Origin of the sequence: Mesobacillus campisalis, assembly GCF_000986785.1 — a bacterium.
Taxonomy (GTDB): Bacteria; Bacillota; Bacilli; order Bacillales; family Cytobacillaceae; genus Mesobacillus_B; species Mesobacillus_B campisalis.
Map to the genome: position 1 here is coordinate 1 of NZ_LAYY01000098.1, position 21,883 is coordinate 21,883.

Here is a 21,883-nt window from a genome sequence, read left to right on the forward strand (position 1 = left end):
ATCGGGAGCAAGCTCCCTCAAGTCCGCTCGACTTGCATGTATTAGGCACGCCGCCAGCGTTCGTCCTGAGCCAGGATCAAACTCTCCAATAAAGAGTGATTAGCTCATAAAATAAAACGTTGGCTCGTGAATCTCTATATAATAGAAGAAACACGATATTATTGTTTGTTGACGCTTGTTTGTTTAGTTTTCAAAGAGCAAATCGTTGTCTGTTTCAGCGACAACTTTTATAGTATATCAGGCAGTCTTTTTCGTGTCAACTGTTTTTTATGAAATGTTAACCTCGATTGAGCTGCTTTTAAATAATAATACTTTTCCCATGACTCGTCAATTACTTTTTTTGAGTCGCATATCTTTGCTGGCTTAGCAGCTAAATTAATATACCATGGTCACACACGAATACACAATGTATATTTATTCCACTAAGATGAAACTGGAAAGGTTTTAGTCTAAATCATTTGCATTATTAAGATTGTGTAAATGTACTTGCCTCTTTTAGCGGATAATATTAGGATAGTAATGGATAACTGATATCGAAATTCAATATTGAAAACCAATACCTATTTTCGATATCGGTTGCCAATATCCACTTACAATAGGACGAACGTGAAATGGAGGTGGAAATTTGGAGGATAAGGTTCTTAGAAAGTTATTCCTTGGATTCATTCAAATTCACATTCTGCACCATGCAAAAGAAGATCCCATATATGGAGCCTGGATGCTTGAAGAACTGAAAGAGCATGGCTACAGCATCAGTGCAGGTACCCTATATCCTATCCTTCACACAATGGAGGCTGATGGACTCCTTGTAAAAGAAGAAAAAAATGTGGAAGGAAAAATCAGAAAATACTATACGGCCACAGAAAAAGGGATCGTCATTTTGAGTGAAGCAAGGAATAAAGCTTACGAACTTTTTAAGGAAATTCGGGACTGACAGAAAGGGGAAGAAGATGAAAAAAAATAGTGAGAATAGTGGTTTTAAGGCTCTTTTAGAGATCCTATTAGTTTCAACCAGACTGGGCCTGACTTCTTTTGGAGGGCCAGTTGCCCACTTGGGTTACTTCCACAATGAATATGTACAAAGAAGGAAGTGGCTGGACGAAAAGACTTACGCAGATCTAGTCGCATTATGCCAATTCCTCCCGGGTCCGGCGAGCAGCCAAGTCGGCATTGGCATTGGAGTCATGCGGGCAGGGGTTATCGGCGGGATCGTTTCCTTTATTGGATTTACTCTTCCGTCCGTGTTGGCACTGATTATCTTCGCACTGATACTCCAAGGATTGGATGTGGGAGACGCCGGCTGGATTCACGGATTGAAGATCGTGGCGGTAGCGGTCGTTGCTCACGCGATATTGGGGATGGCTCAAAAACTGACCCCCGACCTTAACCGAAAAGCCCTTGCGCTGTTTGCCTTGATTGTGACACTGCTTTGGCAAACGGCCTTTACTCAAGTTGGTGTCATATTAGTGTCAGCCTTTATAGGGTATCTTATTTATAAACAGCATGCGGAATCCGAGGAGGCCCATTTACATTTCCCTGTTTCCCGCAGATTCGGAGCTATTTGCCTCTCTCTCTTCTTTGGGTTGCTAATTATCCTGCCGCTCATTAGAGAGGCGACTTCTTTAAACTGGATTGCCATGTTTGACAGTTTTTACCGCTCTGGTTCATTAGTGTTCGGCGGGGGGCATGTCGTCTTACCTTTACTCGAGAGGGAATTTGTTCCTACAGGGTGGTTAAGCGAGGAAGCATTTTTAGCAGGATACGGAGCAGCACAGGCCGTACCCGGTCCTTTGTTTACCTTTGCTGCCTACCTGGGCGCTGTCATCAATGGGTGGCAAGGGGGACTGTTGGCCACTATCGCCATATTCTTGCCTGCGTTCCTGCTCGTACTTGGCACCCTTCCTTTCTGGGATGCCTTACGGAAAAACCCAAAAATCAAAGGCGCATTGATGGGAGTGAATGCGGCAGTTGTGGGGATCCTCATTTCCGCTTTCTACCATCCGATATGGACCAGCACCATTTTAGCGCCCATCGACTTTGCGTTTGCGGCTCTTTTGTTTAGCATGTTGGTTTATTGGAAGCTTCCGCCATGGGTGATTGTTGTCATCGGAGCCGTTGGTGGGACCCTCATGACTTTGATTTAGAATTACCAACCAACACCGTTGAAGGAACTAATTAGTTATAAATAAAAATGGCTGGAGAATTCCAGCTATTTTTTCATTTTTATCCAAACCAAGTTTTTGCTGATTTCAATTTCTCTATCCTTCTCAATTATGATATATTAAACTTTTATTCTTAAGTAAATAAGGCAGTAATCCGATTTGATATTATGTGGAAGGAAGAAAAACATGGATAAACGTATATATTTTTTAATGATCATAGCATTTGTGATCGGTAGTGTGGAACTGATCATTAGCGGCATATTAGACCTGATTGCAGAGGATTTAAATGTAAGCATTGGGCAAGCTGGTTTGCTGATTACTGTTTTCGCTTTGATTTTCGCTGTTGCATCGCCAATTTTGCTAGTCTTGACAGCAAAAATAGAGAGAAAAGTACTAACTTTAGGCTGCTTGTACGTATTTTTCATTGGGTGTATCGTAACCGTATTTTCACCTACTTTTTCTGTTTTGTTTATCGGAAGAATTATATTGGCTTTAAGCGGAGCGCTGTTAATCATATTATGCTTAGTGATGGCTCCCAGCCTTGCAGGAAATCAGTATAAAGGCAGGGCCATCGGAATTGTGTCCATGGGGGTGAGCGCTTCACTAGTATTAGGGGTGCCGCTTGGGCTTATAATAGGAAACTCCTTTGGCTGGCGGGCACCATTTGTCCTTATAACTGTTATGACGGCATTATCCATTATTGGCGTTCATGCTTTTATGGGGCGCATAGAACCAAAATCTCAAGTTCCGTTGAGGCAGCAGCTTGCCGCATTTAAAAATCCTAAAATCACACTCGGATTGACGACAACATTCCTGTATATGACAGGTCATTCTATTATGTACTCCTATTTTAAACCTTATTTAGAAGCAACCACTGTCTTTAATGGTAATTGGGTAAGCATCATTTATTTAATTTTTGGTGTTGCTGCTGTATTCGGCGGAGGAATTGGGGGTGTAATGGCAGATTTATTAGGCACAAGGAAAACAATGGTTATTTCGCTAGCCATTTTTAGCTCCTTATTCTTTATTTTGCCATTTACAACCGGCCTCTTCCCGATATTTTTCATCATTATTATTGCATGGGGTATTCTCAGTTGGGCGATTTCACCGGCGATGCAATCTTATTTGATTGAGTCAGCGCCAGAATCCTCGGAGATCCAGCAGAGCTTGAATAATTCTGCCCTTCATTTGGGCGTTGCGGGAGGTTCCGTTATTGGGGCCGGAATCGTCGATACACTGTCTGTGGAAGTAAATCCATTTGCAGGCGGAATTTTAATTATCATGTCATTAATTACTGTAGTAATTTCTGTTAACAGCAAGAAAAAGACTTCTTATGCAGCTAAGAGCGCAATTTGAGTGGTCTCGGCATAATTAATCGTTCCATCTTTATGATAAGCCTCATTGCCAGCTTGCTCTTGAAGCCACAAAAAATCGACAGACCTTATGGGCCTGTCGATTTTTGTTAAGCAAATATCATATCTTCTTTTGCTTCATGGCATAGAACCTGGTGGGAACCAAAATGAATGACGTTATCCCAAGAATGATAGGGAGTGACACCAAACATAAAAGTTACATTTTAACATCCGCCTAATATAATAATGACGAGGTGGTTAATATGTGTGTTTCGAATAATGCATTTGAGCTACAAGCTTTCCAAATGAGCGAGAACATCCGTCGCCACTCTATATATCAACCGGTAAGGGTGATGTACCTGGACGGCAGATGGATTGACCTGCCCAAGAAAGACGAGGAAACAATGGACTCCCAAGACCTTATTACAAAAGTAGTTTTAAAGGACTCTAAAGGAAATGTATATGAGGTAGAACCCAACATAAACGGGTTAAGTTTTGCCAAAGGTGAAATCACATATGAAGATTATTTGCAGCTGGATAAGAAAGAAAACAAGAAGACCGTTACCTATTTATTGGGTATTACAGGGGGATACCTTGTGATAGGCTGGGCATTCTTGAGATATTTTTTCTAACCCAATCCTTTCGGCAAAACCTCCCGGCTCTGATCCGAATACAAAATTAAAAAGATGGCTGTATCCTTAGCTTTTTCCCTTCGTTCTGGCAGCAGGCTGGAGATGAGCCAGGTGCAATATACCCTCTATGGGTCCTTCACGCAAATTATTGAATCGCCCCCTTGTCCAAAAGGGTTGTCCATTTTCCTCCCCCGTCTTTTGATGACAAAACGGTATTTTCAAATGTAGCAACCACCATTTTATCGGGGACGATAGGATGAATTCCAATATAAGCTACTGCATCCTCTCCAAGGTCAAGGCCGTGATAAGTCCATGTTTTCCCAAAATCACCGCTGCTCATTATCCCTGATTCCCTATTCGTAATGGAGTAGCTGACCAATTGCTTAGACCCAGAAATCACACCCACAGCTGTAATGAGTCTTGAGGAATCGGTAACCTCCCAGCTTTCCCCTCCATCGTATGACTGCATCACCCCATTTGACGTTCCTGCCAGTAGGCTGTTTTCATCATCCGGTGACGAGATCAGCGTGTAGATTTGATGTAAATCATTGGGAAGTCCCTCTGAATCAATTCGTTCCCATTCCTTCCCTTTGTCCATGCTTTTATAGATTCCTGTCTTGTAATTTCCGCTGTCCATTTGATTGATCCCATAAATCACACTAGGATTGCTGTAATTGGCGGTTAGGATATGAAAGTCTACTTTCCCAAGCAGTGACTCCGACTCCCACTCTTCCCCATTGTTCTCGCTAACCATTACTCCGAGCGGATTAAGAAGGCTTGACGCCTTCCCCGGATGGCCGCTCGTAATCATGCTCCCGTCACTCATGACATTGAACCCCATAAAATCAAAATCATAATTCCCTTTCATGGTCCACTCCATGCCGCCGTTTTGCGTTGCCAGCATTCCCTCATGGGTAGTGATGTAAATAGTTTCATCAGCCGCATAGGCAATTCCATGCAAGTGTTCGGCCCTGAACCCTTTTTCAATCCTTTTTTCTCCAGAGCCTGCTTCCTTTGTTGAGCTGCAGCCGGAAGCGACGATGGCTAATGCTAATACACCTGCTACTACCTTAAAGCTTTTCATCTTCATCCCCACTTTCTTTAATGGACCCGATGATTCATTGGCAGTGAGAATAAGTAAATATTTATAACTGCCAGGAGAACCATAAAGGCATAAAAAGGAATCATCGATTTGAAACTTGCTTTCTTTCCTAGTCTGTAAGCCGTATAGGTCGATCCAAAGAAACCTATTAGAATAATGGCATACTGTAGCATTTGTACCGTTGACGTAGATGCAAGGCTTAAATCACCAGGTTTTGAACTCATCCCGAACAACTCTAGTGAATTGAACCAGATGGCTTTTCCTTCCGTGATGATGTGGAAAAGATTGTGGCCCAAGTGCCCTGCAAGATCCAAAGGAATGATGGCGTAGCCGAAACGAATAAAGTTCTTTTTGACTGTCTCCAGCATCCCCATATATTTTGCTAGCTTAGCGGTTCCAATTAAAAGCAGGATCGGCAAGGCCATGGATATGATAAAGGCGATGGTAAAGTTAACTACGTAATTTGATGTCCCTGTAACTAGCCCGATTGCTGCTAATATATCTTCCCAAATTTCAAGCATGGTGATGTTTTGCACAAATACAATCCCCATGATAACGGCAGCAAGCGCGGCATGCTCAAGTCTTGGGTTCTTCAATCCCCAAAGTTCTTTAGTCGGGACCCTCATGGAAAGCCGGATGGAGTCATTCGGGCAGTTCTTTATACAGTTCCCGCAAATATTGCACTCTGCACTTGAATCCATGGTTCTTGGAAACTGGAACATTGGGCATCCCTCTGCCTTTTCGCTCCCCTTGAAACATGCTTGCGTCCTGCACGTTTTGCATACTTCCGGTGTACCTCTTAACTCAAGCGCTCCAGACCTTGAATAGTTTCCAGCGAGACCACCCAGAAAACATAGCGTCTTGCAAAATGTTCTTCTTTCATAATAAACCGAGGTGATGACCACCATCGTGACGAGCCCAAGAAGCAGGTACCCCGAACCCCGTGGGGATTCCACAATTCCCCAGACATGGTCGCTGTATGTTATTCCAATAAAGAATATGTCGATCATCCAAATCCCATATTTTCTTAAAAATTTTGGCATGGGTCGTTCACTGCCGACGAGCTTTCGTACAATATCGCTCAGCTTGCCGAAAGGACAGATGGCACACCAGAACCGCCCGGCCACAATGAAAAGGATGGGAATGATGGGCCACCATAGCACCCATGTCATCGTTGTTCCAAAATTACTATGAGGACTGACGGTTCCGGCCACCAATTCAAAAACGATAATGGAAAAGACAATGATGACCATCCATTGGAAGATCCCTGGATACCATTTGCTTTGCATAAAACTTTTTATGACAGGTATAGTCAATAAATTAAAAGGTTCTTTAGGGGTTCTTATTCTTTTTTCAGGGGTCGCCAAGTTACTCACCTTTCCTTCTGATCCATTTATTCCAAACGCCGATTAAGAGGAAAGATAAATTAATAGCTCCAAATATACCTAGAACTTTCACATTTGGCCCCTCTTCCACTATTTCCTCACCATGACCGTGACTGCCCTGTTCATCGTGCGATCCATCCCCGTCCTCATGGGTGGGAGAATCTGACTGCTCATCTGATGAAGTCCCATGACTGTCTCCATGCCCCTCCTTATGAAGGGAATCCATATGTTTCTCTTCGCTGTTTTCTGGGACATCTCCCTTTCTAAAGGTTTCTACTGCTCTCTTTAGGTCCTCCTCCTCTCCATGGCCTTCATCGGCCCAAGCATCAAACGGGAAAGAGAAGCTGATTACGAGAGTAAAAATCAATAATAGCCTGTTGTACATCACTTCGCCTCCAATGTAGTAAGGATGATTCTTTTTATTAATAGTTATAATGTAGGGGATAATTTTGCAGATTTGATGCTTTTAAATTGAAGAAAATGTGGCTGTTGATGAAATGATCCCCGTGTTCAAAAGTTTGTAATAGTCTCCGCAAGCATATTTTCATATTTTCAGGGAACAATATGAGAAGGATGGAGCGGGTGGAATCCTCCTCCATAAATTCTGCACACCTTTACTGTAATATGGGGATGATGAAAATTTTAGGAGGTAAAGGTAGTGACAATGAAAAAAAAACATTCTACTACTTCTTGCCCTGGTAATGTCGCTCTTTTTAGCAGCATGCGGCACTAATGACCAGGGAAACGAGTCCGAAAATGCAAATCAGGCTGAGGAAACAGAACCGGAACAGGAACAAAATAGCGGTGGACACGGCGGGCACGATATGAACCATTCGGGATCAGGTGAAATCCCGGAAGGCTTGAAGGAAGCAGAAAACCCTAAATTCGAAGTCGGCAGCAAAGCGACCATTACGGATGCCCATATGGAAGGCATCAACCATAAATGGGTCACAGAAAGTGAACTTTCTCAAGAATAAAGATAGAAAAGCATAAACATGTTTTTCCCATTCATCAAAAGGAAGGAACATGCGTTACAACGATGCAACTCGAATCATATAAACAAGGCACTGGCTTTTGGCCAGTGCCCTGTTAGCTATCCAATCAGCACACTTTTATCGATTCGTTTCAAGAATAAGAAAAATGGACATCACAATTTCTGCATAAGTCCTTCATTCTTTCTCCATTAAATTTTAGTAACATGTAGGTAAGAAAGGAGAGGATCACATGAAGAAAAAAATCATTGTAGGAATCATAAGCGGATCATTATTTTTTGGGGCCGGATCCCTAACATTTGCTCAATCCGACGGGGAGGGGGAGGGGGAAGGATTGCTTAACTTTGGCCAGATGAAGCCGCATATTGAAAAAATGCATCCAGACTTAACGACTCAGGAGCAAAAGGACATGTTTGAGGCGTGTCATGGAAAAGGTGGCATGATGAAAAATGACCATCATGAAAACTCTGGTACGATGATGAATCATTCCTAATGGAGGATGTATTTAAGTACACCACTTGCCATTAGGCATTAAGCCATCGTCCACATATTGTAAAGACAAAGAAATTCCCTGCAAAAAAAGGATTGGTCCCCATACCAATCCTTTCTCATTTTTAGCGCATTGAATGTCCTTAATGACGAACCATTTGTTTTTTATTACTTCATAATGCTGATTCCATTTGGAACTTTTCCTACCTCAATCGCATCGATTACTTTATGTTGTTCGGTATCAATCACTGTAACCGTGTTTTCACCTTATTCCTTCTTCAAAACGAATATGAGTATCACTTTCAGTCTGTCGTTCTGACATAGCGTAAAAGCACTTGTCTGTCTTTAGGAAGTTAATACTCCTCTATTGGCTTAAGTTTTTCTTCAATTTCACCTCTGCGGTCCTCTAAAAATGGAGGCAAAACTAATTTTTCGCCAAGTGTTTCGATATTATCACCATCGGCGGTAAACCCAGGTCCATCTGTCGCAATTTCAAACAGGATTCCGTTTGATTCACGGAAATATAGGCTCTTAAAATAGAAACGGTCCACTATGCCGGATGAATGGAAGCCACGTGCTCGTACTTGTTCATCCCAAAAGCTCAGCTCTGAATCGCTTTTTACACGAATGGCTAAATGGTGAATGCTGCCACGGCCAGGTTTTTCAGAAGGACCGTCCAAATATTTCACGACGATTTCTCCATAGACCTCTCCTTGAATTGATTGAAAGATCGCTTCGTCATCATTTCGACTGACCTCTGCATAGCCAAACATGCCGGTAAGTGTGCTTGCTAGTTTATCAAGCCTTCGTACCGTCATTTCCACAGAACCCATTCCTTGAATTTGATGTTCGGCAGGCACATCTGATTTTTCCCAAGTTTCCCAGTGTTCTACTTTTGCACCATTTGAGACAAGAAGGACCATACGTAAACCTTCAGCATCCTCAAAGTGTAAGGCCGGATGATTGGCATACGTTGTAACCTCACCATGATCTACACCGTGCTCCGCAAATCGTGCTTTCCAATAGGATAAGCTTGCTTCCGACGGTACAAGCAAACCAATTTTTGTAATGGCATTTGTACCACGGTGTGTATGGCCAACTAGTGGAATTTCAAAAAATGATAGTTCGGTACCCGGGCTGCCTGTTTTATCTCCGAAAAATAGATGATACATCGATGGATCATCCTGGTTCACCGTTACTTTCACACGGCGCAAACCAAGCACATCCCGATAAAAATGATTATTTTGGCTTACGTTTTTGGTAATCATTGAAATGTGATGATGTCCTGTAATTTTATACATAGATGGTTCCTCCATTCAGTGATGGCTTATGCAGCTCTTGTCAAGCTGGTTGAATCCTTTTTAAAAATGAATTGACCTAGAGATAATAATTTACTTCCATTAACGGCAAGGTAAATAGCCATTGCCAAAAACGCCAAATCGAGTTCATAACCAGCCATTTGGCCGCAGCCTCACTTGACGTAATGGATAAAGAATCTTTACTTTGGCCTTTTAAGTGAAAACAACTCGCCAATTTTCGCATAATTAGTCCCCGCCAAACGGCTCACGGCAGCAAGTCCTCTTGGATCAATTTTCCCATTTTGATAAATGTCTTCCTCAATATGAAATTGAACGACTTTGCCTATAATAAAATCACACCCAGGGGAATCCGTGCCCCCCAGTTCTAAAGAGTGTTCCAAAATACACTCCATACGGACTTTGGCCTCCATCACACCAGGTACAGTAAGCTTTGAGCTAGCGATTGGAGTTAATTGAGCTAATTCGATTTCACTTTGATCGGCAGGCAGAGAAGCAGCAGTTTTATTAACTTTTTCAACATTATGTTCGTCCACGATATGGATGACAAATTCCTTCGTTTCTATGATGTTTCTTGCTGTATCCTTTTGCCTTCCCTCCGACCTTTGGATGGATAACGAAACCATTGGCGGGTTGGATGTGACAATATTAAAGTAACTAAATGGCGCCCCGTTCAAAACTCCGTCTTTTGAAATCGTTGTGACGAAAGCAATAGGTCTTGGAATGATGCTTCCAATTAAAAATTTATAATTTTCTCTTTCGGTATTTTGCGCTGGGTCGATTGAAAACATAGGAATCACCTCTTTTCAGGCTTTAGTCTAACTCTTTGACTTTAAAACGGGAGCAACTTTAAACAGAATTTTTGCGTGCAAAGTTCCAAGTTATAGCTCTAAATAAGGTATTTTTAATTCAAGATAAAATCACTACATAAAAGACTAGTTGTCAAGTATCCTAAGTTTAACCAAAAAATTATAGTTTTTACCCCTTATTAGAGCAACCGATTTTTTTAATTTTGCTCTATCATTACTTTTTTCTCTTCCTCACTAAGACCCCGAAAATTTGCTCAATCACATTTTCATGTTTAGGGAATATTTCATCCATGAATGAAATTCCTTTGTCTGTTATAACAACATGAGTAGCCCTCCGGTCATCCGGACAGCTCTCCCGTTTGATCAACCCCTTTTTTTCCAGCTTATCAATCACATATGTCATACTGCCACTTGTCATCAGGATTTTTTGTCCTTTTTGTTGAATGGTCTGCTTTCCTTTATGATAGAGGACTTCCAACACCATAAATTCCGTAGGATTGATCCCATATGATTCTATATCTCGCTTACTTCTCTCCTGGACGGATTTGGCTGCCTTCATAAAAACCACATAAGATTTTAGAGATAATTCCTTATTCATGCCTGTTTCCACCTTATTTTATCTCAAATTAAATTATTATTAATTCCTTTATCTTGAATTACGAATATATTGTATTACGAAAGAACCTAATTTGTCAATAAGAGCAGGTCTTTAAGTACAATATAAAAGATAAAACTCGACAGGCAATCCCTCCCTGTCGAGTTTTGTTTAGTTCATGCAAACATCTTATCTTCTTGCTCCTTCTTGAAGAAGCTCTTCATGGCATGGAAGACATCGGCTTTTTGCTTGAGGATATAATAGCGGAATTTCTCGTCTTTGACGTTTTTATACGCGGACATTAAGGTTGAATGGCGGTTGTACTGATTTACTTCACCGTAGCCGAACATATTGGACACTTTCATCAGTTCTTCAACAAGCTTGACGCAGCGGGCGTTATCGGACGTCAGGTTATCTCCATCCGAGAAGTGGAAGGGATAGATGTTGAACTTTTGCGGGTCGTATTTCGTATTGATCAGTTCCAGTGATTTACGGTAGGCGGATGAACAAATCGTTCCGCCGCTTTCCCCTTTCGAGAAAAAGTCTTCCTCGGAAACAACTTTTGCCTCGGTGTGGTGGGCAATGAATTCAATTTCAACTGTTTCGTATTTGGATCGCAGGAACCTGGTCATCCAGAAAAAGAAGCTTCGTGCCATATACTTTTCCCAAAGGCCCATACTCCCGCTTGTATCCATCATGGCGAGGACTACAGCTTTTGAGTCTGGCCTGATCACTTCATTCCAGGTTTTGAACTTTAAGTCTTCCTTATAGATAGGATGGAAGCTCGGCTTGCCTGTCATCGCATTTCGTTTATAGGCAGACATCATGGTCCTCTTCTTATCAATATTGCCCATAAGCCCTGTTTTGCGGATGTCATTGAACTCAATATGGTCAACGGTATGTTCCTGGTTTTGCTTTCGCTGCAGGTTTGGCAGCTCAAGCTGCTTAAACAGTGCTTCTTCAAGCTCCAACATTGAAACTTCTGCTTCATAATAATCCTCACCAGCCTGGTCTCCTGCTCCCTGGCCTTTCCCCGGTGCCGGCTGCCCCGAACCATCCCTGGCTACAACATCGCCAACCTTGCTGTCCCCTTTCCCCTGACCGACATGTTTATTTTTATCATAGTTGTAACGGATCTTATATTCATCAAGAGAACGGATTGGAATCTTTACAACCTCCCTGCCGTTCGACATCACGATGCTCTCTTCAGTAATCAGGTCAGGAAGATTGTTCTTGATTGCTTCCTGGACTTTTTCCTGATGTCTTTGCTGGTCATCATGGCCTTTACGGTGGAGGGACCAATCTTCCTGGGAAATTACAAACTGGCCGCTGTTTTCTTCGGTCATTTTAAACCCCTCCTGTTCAATTTCAATTTGGGTCAAACGCCTTTTGCCTCGGTGCCTGAGAGATAACCAAGGTTTTTTGCGTTTCCCTTTGCACACAATTCACTGTCGTTTCATACAATAATGCGGAATGCAAAAGATTAGGAATGTGATTACTCTATCTTATGCAGAGAACGAAAATAATTTACAAATAATTTAGACAATTCCTCCTCATATTTTAGCATTGGACAAGCCCATTTTTTATAGCAGATTTCTCCTGCTTTATAACCGGATGTTTATTAATAGAAAAAAAACTCCGCGGCCGCCCGCGAAGTTATTTTTTCTTTTCTTGATATTGAATTGGATCTGGCATCTTATCGTAATCCTCTTTTAGCACTTCCCCTGTCCGGCGGTGCTCCATTTGCTTGCCCAGGTTTTTAACTTCTTCCTCATTAATAGCCATCGAACTATTATCAGGTACATGATTTTTTGGCAGGTCGTTCTTCGCCATTATTATCACCTCTTGCCATTTTATACCCTGGACAAACACTTTATAAACAGAAGGAACCTGCCAATGACTGGCAGGCCTATGATTCTTAACGGTTTAACAGGCTTCCTACATAGCGGAGCAATTCGTTTGCCGAAGTAGAGTTATAGCCATGCTCGTCAATCAGTCTCGCAACGACTTCATTAACTTTCTTTAGCTGGGTCTCATCCGGCGTTTTCGTAGAGGTTGTAATTTTGACAACATCCTTCAGGTCGGCAAACAGCTTCTTCTGGATCGCTTCCCTGAGACGGTCATGCGAATTGTAGTCGAACCTTTTACCCTTGCGCGCATAGGCGGAAATGCGGATCAGGATTTCTTCACGGAAGGCCTTCTTCGCATTTTCCGAAATGCCAATCTGCTCCTCAATCGAACGCATCAGCTTCTCATCCGGGTTAATCTCTTCGCCAGTAAGCTGATCTCGCATTTTTGCCTTATTGCAATAGGCCTCAACATTATCAAGGTAATTGTCCATAAGGGTCTTTGCTGATTCTTCATATGAGTAGACAAAGGCCTTTTGAACTTCTTTTTTGGCAATGTCGTCATACTCTTTCCTGGCTACTGAAATAAAATTCAGGTACCTTTCACGCTGCTCCTGTGTGATGGATGGATGCTGGTCGAGTCCTTCCTTCAGGGAACGGAGGACATCCAAAGCATTGATGGATTGCATATCCTTCCTGATAATGGTAGAGGAAATCCGGTTGATGACGTAGCGCGGGTCTATTCCGCTCATGCCTTCATCCTGGTATTCCTTTTTCAGTTCCTCGACATCCGCTGCATTGAAACCTTCAACATTTTCTCCATCATATAGGCGCATCTTCTTAACGAGGTCAATATCGCCTTTCTTTGGCTCCTTCAACCGTGTCAGGATTGTAAACATGGATGCGACCCTGAGCGTGTGCGGGGCGATATGGACATCGCCCACATCACTTTCCCGGATCATTTTGTCATAAATTTTTTCTTCATCCGAAACCTTTAGGTTATAAGGAATCGGCATGACGATGATCCTGGAATGGAGGGCCTCATTCTTTTTATTTGAAATGAATGACCGGTACTCCGTTTCATTCGTGTGGGCTACAATAAGCTCATCTGCGGAGATGAGCGCAAACCGGCCCGCCTTGAAATTTCCTTCCTGCGTCAGCGACAGGAGGTGCCAAAGGAACTTTTCATCACATTTGAGCATTTCCTGGAACTCCATCATCCCCCGGTTCGCTTTGTTCAGCTCCCCATCGAAGCGGTAGGCGCGCGGGTCGGATTCGGAACCATACTCAGCAATCGTCGAGAAATCAATGCTTCCTGTCAAGTCGGCAATATCCTGGGATTTCGGGTCAGACGGACTGAAGGTACCGATGCCGGTACGCTTATCCTCCGAGAAAAAGATTCTTTCTACGATAACATCCTCAATTCTGCCTCCATACTCCTCTTCAAGCCTCATCATGTTAAGCGGAGACAAATTCCCTTCAATGCGGATGCCGTATTCATCGTAAAAGTCTTTCCGGAGATGATGCGGAATCAAGTGAAGCGGATCTTCATGCATTGGGCAGCCTTTAATGGCATAAATCGCTCCCCTGTCTGTCAATGAATAGGCCTCAAGCCCTCTTTTGAGCATCGTGACCAGAGTCGACTTCCCTCCGCTCACCGGGCCCATCAACAGCAAAATCCGTTTACGGACATCCAGCCTTTTCGCTGCAGGATGGAAATATTCTTCAACAAGCCTCTCAAGAGGTTCTTCAAGACCAAACAGCTGGGAATTAAAAAAGCTGTACTTCTTTTTGCCTTTGACCTCTTCAATCCCTGCGTCTTTGACCATATTATAAACCCGCGAATGTGCTGATTGAGCGACCCATGGCTGTTCCTTTATAATCTCCAGATATTCCCTGAACGTCCCTTCCCATCTAAGCTTCTCCTCTTCCTCGCGATACATCTCAATTTTCTTTAAAATATCCATAAGGACCTCCCTGTCTAGCGATTATCAAGAGACGATTAATATACTCTATGCAGCGAGGAAATCGAACATGCAAACAACTCAAAACAAGGTCACTGTTGCTGATAAAAATAAAGCCTTTTCTTCACAGTGGGACATCTTTAGGCTATAATAATTTTATATGGGTAAAATTAGGTACATAAGGGGGCGTCCAAACATGAATTTGCTACTGATTATTGGTGTTTCTGTTGCATTTCTGGCGGCCATTTTTACAGCTGGCTATGATGATAAGCCGGGAATTAACAAAAAATAATTTACCAAAGAAAAGAAGCTGCCCGCAGGCAGCCTCTTTTTTTTAGCGGATGTTCATCTTTATTTTTGCCACAAACTCCTTCATGTACATCCGTGCTTTCTTTTCCAACATGGAAGCCATCTGGCCTGTCCATGTATCACGGCGCTTTCCGCCCGTTCTTTCTGCATAGTATCCGGCAACAATTTCGTTATATTCTTCAAGCTGCTTTTTGTATAGCTGCTCATCCTGCTGATATTCGTTTTCCATATAAACATGCCTCAAAGGCAGCCTTGGCTTCCTGTCATTCAGGCTGGCAGGGTAACCTACGGCCATGCCAAACACCGGCAAAACATGGTCCGGAGTTTTTAGGATTTGCCGAACGGCTTCCAGGTTATTCCTGACTCCACCTATATAGCAGATGCCCAAGCCCATTGATTCTGCAGCCGCCGCAGCATTCTGGGCTGCGAGGGAAGCATCGACTACTGCGACCATAAATTTCTCTGTACTCTCAATCGGGGATGTTACATCAACATTCTCCATTTCGCCAACGACAGCGTGGCGATGCAAATCCGCACAAAAAACAAAAAAGTGACCATTTTTTGCCACATAAGGCTGATTCCCAACCACTTCAGCTAGCTTTTCCTTCTTCTCCCGGTCGGTCACCCCTATAATGGAATAAGCTTGCAGAAAACTTGAAGTGGAGGCAGCCTGGGCACTTGCCACAATGGTTTCAACCTGCTCCCATGTCAAAGGCTTGTCCTCAAAATCCCTTACAGATCGATGATTTAAGAGTGTTTCAATAACCTGGTTCAATTTTAGCCATCCTTTCAAGTTTTATATGTATTACAAAAGAAAAGGGCCAGCAACAGCACAGGCCCTTTTCCTTTACAGCAAATTCGGATAATCCTGCTGGCGAAGCGCTTCATAGACGAGAATGGCTGCCGTGTTGGACAGGTTTAAAGAACGAATATGATCATTCATTGGAATCCGCAGGCATCGCTCCATGTTGGCTTGAATCAGTTCCATTGGAAGACCGGTTGTTTCTTTTCCAAAGATAAAATAATAATCCTTTTCGCTGTTGCTGTAATCAAACGCAGTATGGGGCTGTTTTCCATGCTTGGTCAAATAGAAAAATTCGCCGCCCTCATTATCAGCGAAAAAGGCCTCAAGGGAATCGTGATAAACAACCTTCACATGTTCCCAGTAATCAAGCCCGGCCCGCTTGAGTGCTTTATCATCAGTTGAAAAGCCAAGCGGCCTGATTAAGTGCAGTGTCGTACCTGTTCCTGCACAAGTCCTGGCGATGTTCCCTGTATTGGCCGGAATAAGGGGCTGGTATAGTACAATATGCAATGCCACAATGTTCACCTCTATCAAAACTCTAGTTGTTATTATACCACTATCGCCAAGTTAAAGCCGTTTTATTGATCATCCACAATGGATAAGAATTTGTATTTTATCCGGGGGGTGTAGGCAGTCGAGTCCTCATATGCCCAGTAGCGATTCCGGCTGTTATGCGTATGGGCATTCACAAGCGGCATGCCGTTTGCATCCTTTGCGGTGACAATGGTTGTATGGTCAAACCTCCCATCTCCCTGAAAGTCATAACAAATGACATCCCCCAGTTTCAGCTGGCTTGCGCTTGCCACTTCCTTCGCCCTTAACCCGTTTTTTGAACTGGGCAGGTACCAGCGCATCGAGTTTGCCACCGTCCAGCTGAAGCTCCAATTGGAATTCATCATCCACCAGCCATTGGCCCTTTGAGGGTATCCCCGCATTGGAGCTCCTCCTGCATGCAGGCATTGTGAAATATAATTGGTGCAATCCACATCAAACTTTTTATAGGCAGGATTGTAGTCATTCCACCATCTCTCGGCATACTGAACAGCTTTGAGGCGGTCATAACGATACATAATCTGCTTCGCCTTTTGTGCTCTCTCTTCGGAATCGCCTTCGATCTCCCCGATGCCTGAATCCGGATCCTGCTCCAGCCCGAAGAGGGCAATCTCTTCATCGCCCACAAGAATCCCTTTGTAAAACTCGGCCTTTCGATGTTCAATCCCTTCCTCAAGGAAGAAAGCATTTTTTTGCTTGATCAAATATTTTAAATGAACACTGTAATAAACCTCTGAGCTTGCGTTTCCTTTTTTCTCATCCGTGATTTTACCCTCTGCTTTCGCCCTGACGATTTCAGCCCCGCGCCTCGCGCAGCTCTCCTTCTTCATCTCGATTGCTTCGCTATCATCAAGCATGCTTCTATTATGCGATACATATTGTTTCAGCCTCTGCTCCAGCCTTTTTTGCAATTGTTCCCTCAACATCCATCTCTCCTTTCCCCACATATGTATGAAAGGAGTGCGGCTTTAAAACAGGTTGAGAGATTTTTTATTGTTGATTGAAACTCCATCAGCCATTAAAACAGAAAAAAGGCCTTACACCGAAACATGAAAGACCTTACTAACCTATTTCTATCTTGTGGCTGGCTGTGATTCTCTGAAAAAGTCCAGTCCTTTCTTGACTTCCACTAATACATCTTCATCCTTCTCCTGCACAAGTGCATTCTCCAATGCTGTTTTTGCTCCTTCTCCCCCTATTTTTCCAAGTGACCACGCCGCGGTTCCTCTGATAACCGGACGCGGATCCTCCTGCATTACCTTTATCAGATCAGGCACAGCTGAATCATCCTTGAAATGGGCAAGGGCAAGAATCGCATTGCGCTGGATGGGCTTCTTGCCTCTCCACGAACCAGAAACGGGGCCGAATTTCTCTTTAAAATCCTTATTGCTGATATGCAGAATTGGTTTTAGTAATGGCTTGGCCACCTCTGGATCAGGCTCGGTTTCCGGATGAAAATGAAAATCCTTTCCTTTATTGACAGGGCAAGCTGTCTGGCAGGAATCGCAGCCATAAAGGCGATTGCCGAGCTTGTCACGGAATTCATCAGGCAGAAACCCTTTTGTCTGAGTCAGGAATGCAATGCAGCGCTGGCTGTCAAGCTGACCTCCCTGGACAAGAGCACCAGTTGGACAGGCATCCAGACATTTTGTACAGCTGCCGCACTGGTCCTCCATCGGAGCATCCGGTATGAAAGGAAGATTGGTGATCATTTCGCCCAGATAGACGTAAGAACCGAATTCTGGAGTTAGAATGGAACAGTTTTTACCGCTCCAGCCAATCCCGGCCCTTTCCGCAACCGCGCGGTCCACCAATTCGCCAGTGTCGACCATCGATTTGAATCTAGCCTCTGGAACCTTGGACAAAATAAACTCTTCCAGCTTTTTCAGCTTGTTCCGAAGGACATGATGATAATCGACTCCCCAGGATGCCCGGCAAAAGATTCCTCGTCTTTGGCCCTTTTTGCTAACTACCCTAACCTTCATTTTGGAAGGGTAAGCAACAGCAATGGCAATAATGGAATGAGGCTGATCGAAAATCAGGTCTGGCCGAACCCGTTTTTCAATATCCTTTTCCTCGAAGCCGGATTGGTAGCCCAATTCCTGCTGACGTAGGAGCCTTGACTTCATTTCAGTAAATGGCGAAGGCGATGCGAACCCGATTTTATCGATTCCGATTGTTTTGCTGTAAGCTATGACCTCTTCCTGCAATTGGCGGATATCCATTTCCGGCTCTCTCCTTTCCCCACTGTAATCTATAGTAAAAACAATAATTTTTAAAAGCACATACGTTATATGATAAACTAATTCATAAGAATTTTGGAGGTGGAAACAATGGAAATTCAAGTTTCCAGTGAGTTAAGCACACGGGTTCCGGATTTTACGGCCGGAGTCATTCAATATCGCAATATAGAAGTTGGCCCCTCACCGCAAATGTTAAAAGGAAGGCTGCAGCTGTTTCAGGAATCGATTTTTTTCGAGCTCGATGATAAAAATGTTACCGATTTCGAAGGCATACGAGAGTGGCGCGAGATTTTCAAAAAGGCCGGCAAGGACCCGAACCGTTACCGACACTCGGCAGAAGCCCTTTACCGCAGAATCAAGAAGCAGAACTATTTGCAAACTGTACATAGCGCCACCGATGTGAATAACTTTTTCTCTCTGGAGTATGAAGTGCCAATCGGCATTTATGATGCAGACAAACTCGAGGGCGGTATCCAGATTGGCATCGGTTCGGAAAGCGATGAATATGAAGGCTTGAACGGGAGGCGAAACTCCCTCCATAACCTTATCATTTCCCGCGACAGCCTCGGCCCGTTTGGGAGCCCATTTGTTGATTCAACCCGCACGGCCGTGACGGAAGAGACCAGGAACGCTCTCCAGATCATCTATCTGCGCCCTTCACTGGGTATTGAAAGAAACACGAAGCTAACAAGCTCGCTAATGAATATGTTCCTTCAAATTCATGGCGGGGACGGGGAGTTTACCATTTTGGGCGGCCACTAAGCTCCCGACATCACACCCGCCCCAAAAGCATAAAAAAACGCAATACTTCGTTCCTCGTTTGAACGAAATACTGCGTTAGCTATGTATGGAGCGGGTGATGGGAATCGAACCCACTACATCAGCTTGGAAGGCTGAGGTTTTACCAGTAAACTACACCCGCAATTCAATAATGTCGTATGCCCTTGACCTAATTTATGATACCTACTATTTTTATATTCGTCAATATAAAAATGTAGTTTTTTGTCGAAAAAAGTTTAGATACGAAGTATAAAGGGTAAGAGAATATCTTTTTGAATTCACACAGCAAGGCCGCCTTATGCTTTTTTTATTGTTCTAGAGTGGCATCTGTTCAATAAAAATATAGCAGGGAGGTGCAGCTTAAAATGATGAGAAAGGTCAAACCTTATCTGACAACAAGAAAACTCCATCCCGAGAACCAGGAGTCACCCATCCATTTCCTTCGCAGCTTGAGCACTCCGGCCAATTACTTTTACCGGCGCAACCATTTTTCCTACCCAGAGCTCAGCCAGTCCAGCTTATGGATTCAAATCGGCGGCCTGGTTTCAAGTCCCACCTTCCTCCATTTCGATGACCTGCTGGCCATGCCTGCGAAATCTTTGGTGGTTCCTCTTGAATGTGCGGGAAACAAACGCGCCCATTTCTCTCCTAAGGTCCATGGCGAACAATGGGAGGAAGGTGCCATCAGCCAGGGCAAATGGACGGGGGTGCCCTTGAGATACATCCTGGATAGAGCGGGTGTCCTGCAGAATGCAAAGGAGGTCGTTTTTGAGGGAGCAGACTTTGGGAAAAAGGAGGATGTAGATAAGGTGATTCCTTTTAAAAGGAGCCTTCCGCTGGAGAAAGCGATGCATCCGGACACATTGATTGCCTACAAATACAATGACCAGCCTCTTTCCTTCAAGCATGGCTATCCATTCAGGCTCATTGTGCCAAACTGGTATGCGATGGCCTCTGTAAAATGGCTGCGGAAAATCAAGGTGATTCCCGGTGCATTTGAAGGGCCCTTCCAGACAAATGACTATGTATTCTATCCACGTAAAAAGGACGATATCGGAAAAAAGCCCGTCACTTTGTTAAACGTGAACTCTGCGATTCAACAGCCTCTTGATTATTCAATTCTGGACACAGGGACATATAAAATTAAAGGAATTGCCTGGACAGGAGAAGGGAACATCACGAGCATTCAGCTAAGTTTCGACAATGGAGAAACTTGGGTGAATGCAAATGCAGAACAAAACGCCGATTCTCCCTACTCCTGGGTGAACTGGTCCTATGATTGGAAGGCTGACAAAAAAGGAGAATACACAATCCAGTCAAAGGCGACCGATTCAGCCGGGAGAACCCAGCCGCTCAAAGCCTACTGGAATCGGAAAGGCTATGGGTATAATGCCGTTTCGAAAATCCATGTGAAAATTGAATAAGGTCTCGATAAAAAATCCGCTCCCTTTCACATGAACTATACCCCGAATAATGGACGCTTTGAAAAAGCCCGTTATTCGGGTTTTTTGTGTCTATAATGACCTAGCCCGTTTATAATCAAATCAGGGATATAGACGGAGGAACGAAATGAGTAAAATAATATTCAATGAACATCAAATGAAACTGTTGGAGAACAATGAGAATGTTGACCATGTTTCTGAAAGGTCAATTGCTTATACACCAGCGTTCAAAATTAAGGCCGTTAAAGAAAACCTTGAAGGGAAAGCTCCCTCTCAAATATTTATAGAAAACGGTTTTGAAATCGAAATAATCGGGGCGGAAAAACCTAGATCCTGCCTGAAGAGGTGGAGGAAAACTTTTAAACAATTTGGGGAAGAAGGGTTCCTTACAGAACGAAGAGGAAAAGGAAGTACTGGGAGGCCTACCTCAGAGGAGGTCTCAGTTGAAGACAATCTAAGGAAAGCTGAAGCTCGTATTAAGTATTTGGAGGCTGAACTTGAATTCCTAAAAAAGTTAGACGAACTCGAAAGGCAGGCATCAAAGAAGAGAAAGTAACGAAATCAGAGAAATTCACGCTTATCGAACAAATCATTCGTAAATATCGGATTCCACGGATGGTTACCTACTTATGTAAGATGGCTGGTGTAAGTAGAAGTGGTTATTACACCTGGATTAAGGCTGACCACAAGAGGGCTGAGAGGCTAGAAAATGATTGGAAGGATTATGAGTTAATCAAGGAAATCTTTGATTATAAGAAAGGGAGAGCCGGAACCCTTGTAATTAAGATGATTCTAGAGAACGATAAAAATGTAATAATGAATCATAAGAAGATCCGCCGGATTATGAGGAAATTCAACCTCGTAACGAAAATCAGGCAGATGAATCCCTATAGGAAAATGGCAAAGGCCAATCAGGAACACAAGGCTCTTCCAAACATACTCAATAGAGAGTTCGGACAGGATGTACCCGGCAAAGTATACCTTACAGACATCACCTATGTTTACTACGGATCCGGGCGTCCGGCTTACCTTTCATGTGTCAAAGACGTATCCACAAGGGAAATCGTCGCTTATCACCTGTCCACCAATCTTAAGATGGACATTGTT

General features: G+C 43.4%; 24 protein-coding genes, 1 tRNA gene, 1 rRNA gene and 1 pseudogene. 10 read left to right on the plus strand and 17 right to left on the minus strand.

Going from position 1 to position 21,883, the window contains the following annotated elements:
• Positions 1-92, minus strand: a 16S ribosomal RNA gene (locus WQ57_RS23185); the annotation flags it as partial.
• A gap of 533 nt (positions 93-625) precedes the next feature.
• Here WQ57_RS23185 and WQ57_RS23190 point away from each other — a divergent pair.
• From WQ57_RS23190 to WQ57_RS23205, 4 genes are all read left to right on the plus strand, one after another.
• Positions 626-934, plus strand: coding sequence for a PadR family transcriptional regulator (locus WQ57_RS23190; protein ID WP_046525897.1), 309 nt, complete (start codon positions 626-628; stop codon positions 932-934).
• Positions 935-950: 16 nt separating this feature from the next.
• Positions 951-2,144, plus strand: coding sequence for a chromate transporter (locus WQ57_RS23195; protein ID WP_046526021.1), 1,194 nt, complete (start codon positions 951-953; stop codon positions 2,142-2,144).
• A 204-nt stretch (positions 2,145-2,348) separates the two neighbouring features.
• Entirely contained in the window at positions 2,349-3,518 is a 1,170-nt protein-coding gene (locus WQ57_RS23200; protein ID WP_046526022.1) for an MFS transporter, read from the plus strand.
• A gap of 259 nt (positions 3,519-3,777) precedes the next feature.
• Complete coding sequence (locus tag WQ57_RS23205; protein WP_046526023.1) at positions 3,778-4,146, plus strand: hypothetical protein; 369 nt, start codon at positions 3,778-3,780, stop codon at positions 4,144-4,146.
• A 145-nt stretch (positions 4,147-4,291) separates the two neighbouring features.
• On the opposite strand, the gene WQ57_RS23210 is transcribed toward WQ57_RS23205, so the two are convergent.
• The 3 genes from WQ57_RS23210 to WQ57_RS23220 are packed head-to-tail and all read right to left on the minus strand — an operon-like array spanning position 4,292 to position 7,018.
• Positions 4,292-5,230 carry a F510_1955 family glycosylhydrolase gene (locus tag WQ57_RS23210; protein ID WP_046526024.1) on the minus strand — a complete coding sequence of 313 codons (939 nt, stop codon included), beginning with the start codon at positions 5,228-5,230 and terminating at the stop codon, positions 4,292-4,294.
• Between the two features lie 17 nt (positions 5,231-5,247).
• Positions 5,248-6,624: a 4Fe-4S binding protein gene (locus tag WQ57_RS23215; RefSeq protein WP_046526025.1), complete on the minus strand. Its 1,377-nt coding sequence runs from the start codon at positions 6,622-6,624 to the stop codon at positions 5,248-5,250.
• Complete coding sequence (locus WQ57_RS23220) at positions 6,617-7,018, minus strand: hypothetical protein (RefSeq protein WP_046526026.1); 402 nt, start codon at positions 7,016-7,018, stop codon at positions 6,617-6,619. The genes WQ57_RS23215 and WQ57_RS23220 overlap by 8 nt, the downstream gene beginning before the upstream one ends.
• 316 nt (positions 7,019-7,334) lie before the next feature.
• Between WQ57_RS23220 and WQ57_RS23225 the strand changes: the two genes are divergently transcribed.
• Together WQ57_RS23225 and WQ57_RS23230 are read left to right on the plus strand one after the other, a co-directional pair.
• Positions 7,335-7,610 (plus strand): hypothetical protein, encoded by a 276-nt coding sequence (locus tag WQ57_RS23225; protein WP_052948857.1) that lies wholly within the window; start codon positions 7,335-7,337, stop codon positions 7,608-7,610.
• 247 nt (positions 7,611-7,857) lie between these two features.
• Complete coding sequence (locus WQ57_RS23230; protein ID WP_046526027.1) at positions 7,858-8,118, plus strand: hypothetical protein; 261 nt, start codon at positions 7,858-7,860, stop codon at positions 8,116-8,118.
• 164 nt (positions 8,119-8,282) lie between these two features.
• Here WQ57_RS23230 and WQ57_RS26810 read toward each other — a convergent pair.
• The 12 genes and pseudogenes from WQ57_RS26810 to queG all read right to left on the minus strand — a co-directional run.
• Positions 8,283-8,366, minus strand: a pseudogene (locus WQ57_RS26810) (hypothetical protein); the annotation flags it as partial.
• A gap of 101 nt (positions 8,367-8,467) precedes the next feature.
• On the minus strand, positions 8,468-9,415 hold the full coding sequence (locus WQ57_RS23235) for a ring-cleaving dioxygenase (RefSeq protein ID WP_046526028.1): 948 nt from the start codon (positions 9,413-9,415) through the stop codon (positions 8,468-8,470).
• Between the two features lie 26 nt (positions 9,416-9,441).
• On the minus strand, positions 9,442-9,573 hold the full coding sequence (locus WQ57_RS27380; RefSeq protein WP_277620312.1) for a hypothetical protein: 132 nt from the start codon (positions 9,571-9,573) through the stop codon (positions 9,442-9,444).
• 39 nt (positions 9,574-9,612) lie between these two features.
• A complete protein-coding gene (locus WQ57_RS23240) occupies positions 9,613-10,221 on the minus strand; it encodes a flavin reductase family protein (RefSeq protein ID WP_046526029.1) in 609 nt (202 codons plus the stop codon).
• Positions 10,222-10,453: 232 nt separating this feature from the next.
• On the minus strand, positions 10,454-10,837 hold the full coding sequence (locus tag WQ57_RS23245) for a MarR family winged helix-turn-helix transcriptional regulator (RefSeq protein ID WP_046526030.1): 384 nt from the start codon (positions 10,835-10,837) through the stop codon (positions 10,454-10,456).
• A 173-nt stretch (positions 10,838-11,010) separates the two neighbouring features.
• Positions 11,011-12,180: a sporulation protein YhbH gene (yhbH, locus tag WQ57_RS23250; RefSeq protein WP_046526031.1), complete on the minus strand. Its 1,170-nt coding sequence runs from the start codon at positions 12,178-12,180 to the stop codon at positions 11,011-11,013.
• A 310-nt stretch (positions 12,181-12,490) separates the two neighbouring features.
• The gene (locus tag WQ57_RS27080; protein WP_173427603.1) at positions 12,491-12,667 is read right to left on the minus strand and encodes a hypothetical protein; all 177 of its coding nucleotides are present in this window, start codon (positions 12,665-12,667) and stop codon (positions 12,491-12,493) included.
• A gap of 85 nt (positions 12,668-12,752) precedes the next feature.
• Positions 12,753-14,648: a PrkA family serine protein kinase gene (locus WQ57_RS23255; RefSeq protein ID WP_046526032.1), complete on the minus strand. Its 1,896-nt coding sequence runs from the start codon at positions 14,646-14,648 to the stop codon at positions 12,753-12,755.
• A 331-nt stretch (positions 14,649-14,979) separates the two neighbouring features.
• Entirely contained in the window at positions 14,980-15,729 is a 750-nt protein-coding gene (nfsA, locus tag WQ57_RS23260) for an oxygen-insensitive NADPH nitroreductase (protein WP_046526033.1), read from the minus strand.
• Between the two features lie 72 nt (positions 15,730-15,801).
• On the minus strand, positions 15,802-16,284 hold the full coding sequence (gene trmL, locus WQ57_RS23265; RefSeq protein ID WP_173427604.1) for a tRNA (uridine(34)/cytosine(34)/5-carboxymethylaminomethyluridine(34)-2'-O)-methyltransferase TrmL: 483 nt from the start codon (positions 16,282-16,284) through the stop codon (positions 15,802-15,804).
• Positions 16,285-16,337: 53 nt separating this feature from the next.
• Positions 16,338-17,234, minus strand: coding sequence for an amidase domain-containing protein (locus WQ57_RS23270; protein ID WP_046526040.1), 897 nt, complete (start codon positions 17,232-17,234; stop codon positions 16,338-16,340).
• Positions 17,235-17,384: 150 nt separating this feature from the next.
• Positions 17,385-18,536 carry a tRNA epoxyqueuosine(34) reductase QueG gene (gene queG / locus WQ57_RS23275; RefSeq protein WP_046526035.1) on the minus strand — a complete coding sequence of 384 codons (1,152 nt, stop codon included), beginning with the start codon at positions 18,534-18,536 and terminating at the stop codon, positions 17,385-17,387.
• A 108-nt stretch (positions 18,537-18,644) separates the two neighbouring features.
• On the opposite strand from queG, the gene WQ57_RS23280 reads away from it, so the two are divergent.
• On the plus strand, positions 18,645-19,316 hold the full coding sequence (locus WQ57_RS23280) for a B3/B4 domain-containing protein (RefSeq protein ID WP_046526036.1): 672 nt from the start codon (positions 18,645-18,647) through the stop codon (positions 19,314-19,316).
• Between the two features lie 86 nt (positions 19,317-19,402).
• Here the strand turns inward: WQ57_RS23280 and WQ57_RS23285 are convergent.
• Positions 19,403-19,476 (minus strand) — tRNA-Gly (locus WQ57_RS23285).
• Between the two features lie 223 nt (positions 19,477-19,699).
• Between WQ57_RS23285 and WQ57_RS23290 the strand changes: the two genes are divergently transcribed.
• From WQ57_RS23290 to WQ57_RS23300, 3 genes are all read left to right on the plus strand, one after another.
• Positions 19,700-20,758 (plus strand): sulfite oxidase, encoded by a 1,059-nt coding sequence (locus tag WQ57_RS23290; protein WP_046526037.1) that lies wholly within the window; start codon positions 19,700-19,702, stop codon positions 20,756-20,758.
• A gap of 145 nt (positions 20,759-20,903) precedes the next feature.
• Positions 20,904-21,332 carry an HTH domain-containing protein gene (locus WQ57_RS26820; protein WP_046525754.1) on the plus strand — a complete coding sequence of 143 codons (429 nt, stop codon included), beginning with the start codon at positions 20,904-20,906 and terminating at the stop codon, positions 21,330-21,332.
• 59 nt (positions 21,333-21,391) lie between these two features.
• Positions 21,392-21,883: IS3 family transposase (locus WQ57_RS23300; protein ID WP_046526038.1), on the plus strand; the 492-nt coding region annotated here is incomplete at its 3' end.

Coding starts and splice junctions, on each gene's coding strand:
- WQ57_RS23220 (WP_046526026.1), bottom strand. CDS start 7,018: ATGTACAACAGGCTATTATTGATTTTTACTCTCGTAATCAGCTTCTCT.
- WQ57_RS23280 (WP_046526036.1), top strand. CDS start 18,645: ATGGAAATTCAAGTTTCCAGTGAGTTAAGCACACGGGTTCCGGATTTT.
- WQ57_RS23230 (WP_046526027.1), top strand. CDS start 7,858: ATGAAGAAAAAAATCATTGTAGGAATCATAAGCGGATCATTATTTTTT.
- queG (WP_046526035.1), bottom strand. CDS start 18,536: ATGGATATCCGCCAATTGCAGGAAGAGGTCATAGCTTACAGCAAAACA.
- WQ57_RS27380 (WP_277620312.1), bottom strand. CDS start 9,573: ATGGCTGGTTATGAACTCGATTTGGCGTTTTTGGCAATGGCTATTTAC.
- WQ57_RS23210 (WP_046526024.1), bottom strand. CDS start 5,230: ATGAAAAGCTTTAAGGTAGTAGCAGGTGTATTAGCATTAGCCATCGTC.
- WQ57_RS23205 (WP_046526023.1), top strand. CDS start 3,778: ATGTGTGTTTCGAATAATGCATTTGAGCTACAAGCTTTCCAAATGAGC.
- WQ57_RS23195 (WP_046526021.1), top strand. CDS start 951: ATGAAAAAAAATAGTGAGAATAGTGGTTTTAAGGCTCTTTTAGAGATC.
- WQ57_RS23290 (WP_046526037.1), top strand. CDS start 19,700: ATGATGAGAAAGGTCAAACCTTATCTGACAACAAGAAAACTCCATCCC.
- WQ57_RS26820 (WP_046525754.1), top strand. CDS start 20,904: ATGAGTAAAATAATATTCAATGAACATCAAATGAAACTGTTGGAGAAC.
- yhbH (WP_046526031.1), bottom strand. CDS start 12,180: ATGACCGAAGAAAACAGCGGCCAGTTTGTAATTTCCCAGGAAGATTGG.
- WQ57_RS23240 (WP_046526029.1), bottom strand. CDS start 10,221: ATGTTTTCAATCGACCCAGCGCAAAATACCGAAAGAGAAAATTATAAA.
- WQ57_RS27080 (WP_173427603.1), bottom strand. CDS start 12,667: ATGGCGAAGAACGACCTGCCAAAAAATCATGTACCTGATAATAGTTCG.
- WQ57_RS23245 (WP_046526030.1), bottom strand. CDS start 10,837: ATGAATAAGGAATTATCTCTAAAATCTTATGTGGTTTTTATGAAGGCA.
- WQ57_RS23225 (WP_052948857.1), top strand. CDS start 7,335: ATGTCGCTCTTTTTAGCAGCATGCGGCACTAATGACCAGGGAAACGAG.
- WQ57_RS23200 (WP_046526022.1), top strand. CDS start 2,349: ATGGATAAACGTATATATTTTTTAATGATCATAGCATTTGTGATCGGT.
- WQ57_RS23255 (WP_046526032.1), bottom strand. CDS start 14,648: ATGGATATTTTAAAGAAAATTGAGATGTATCGCGAGGAAGAGGAGAAG.
- WQ57_RS23235 (WP_046526028.1), bottom strand. CDS start 9,415: ATGTATAAAATTACAGGACATCATCACATTTCAATGATTACCAAAAAC.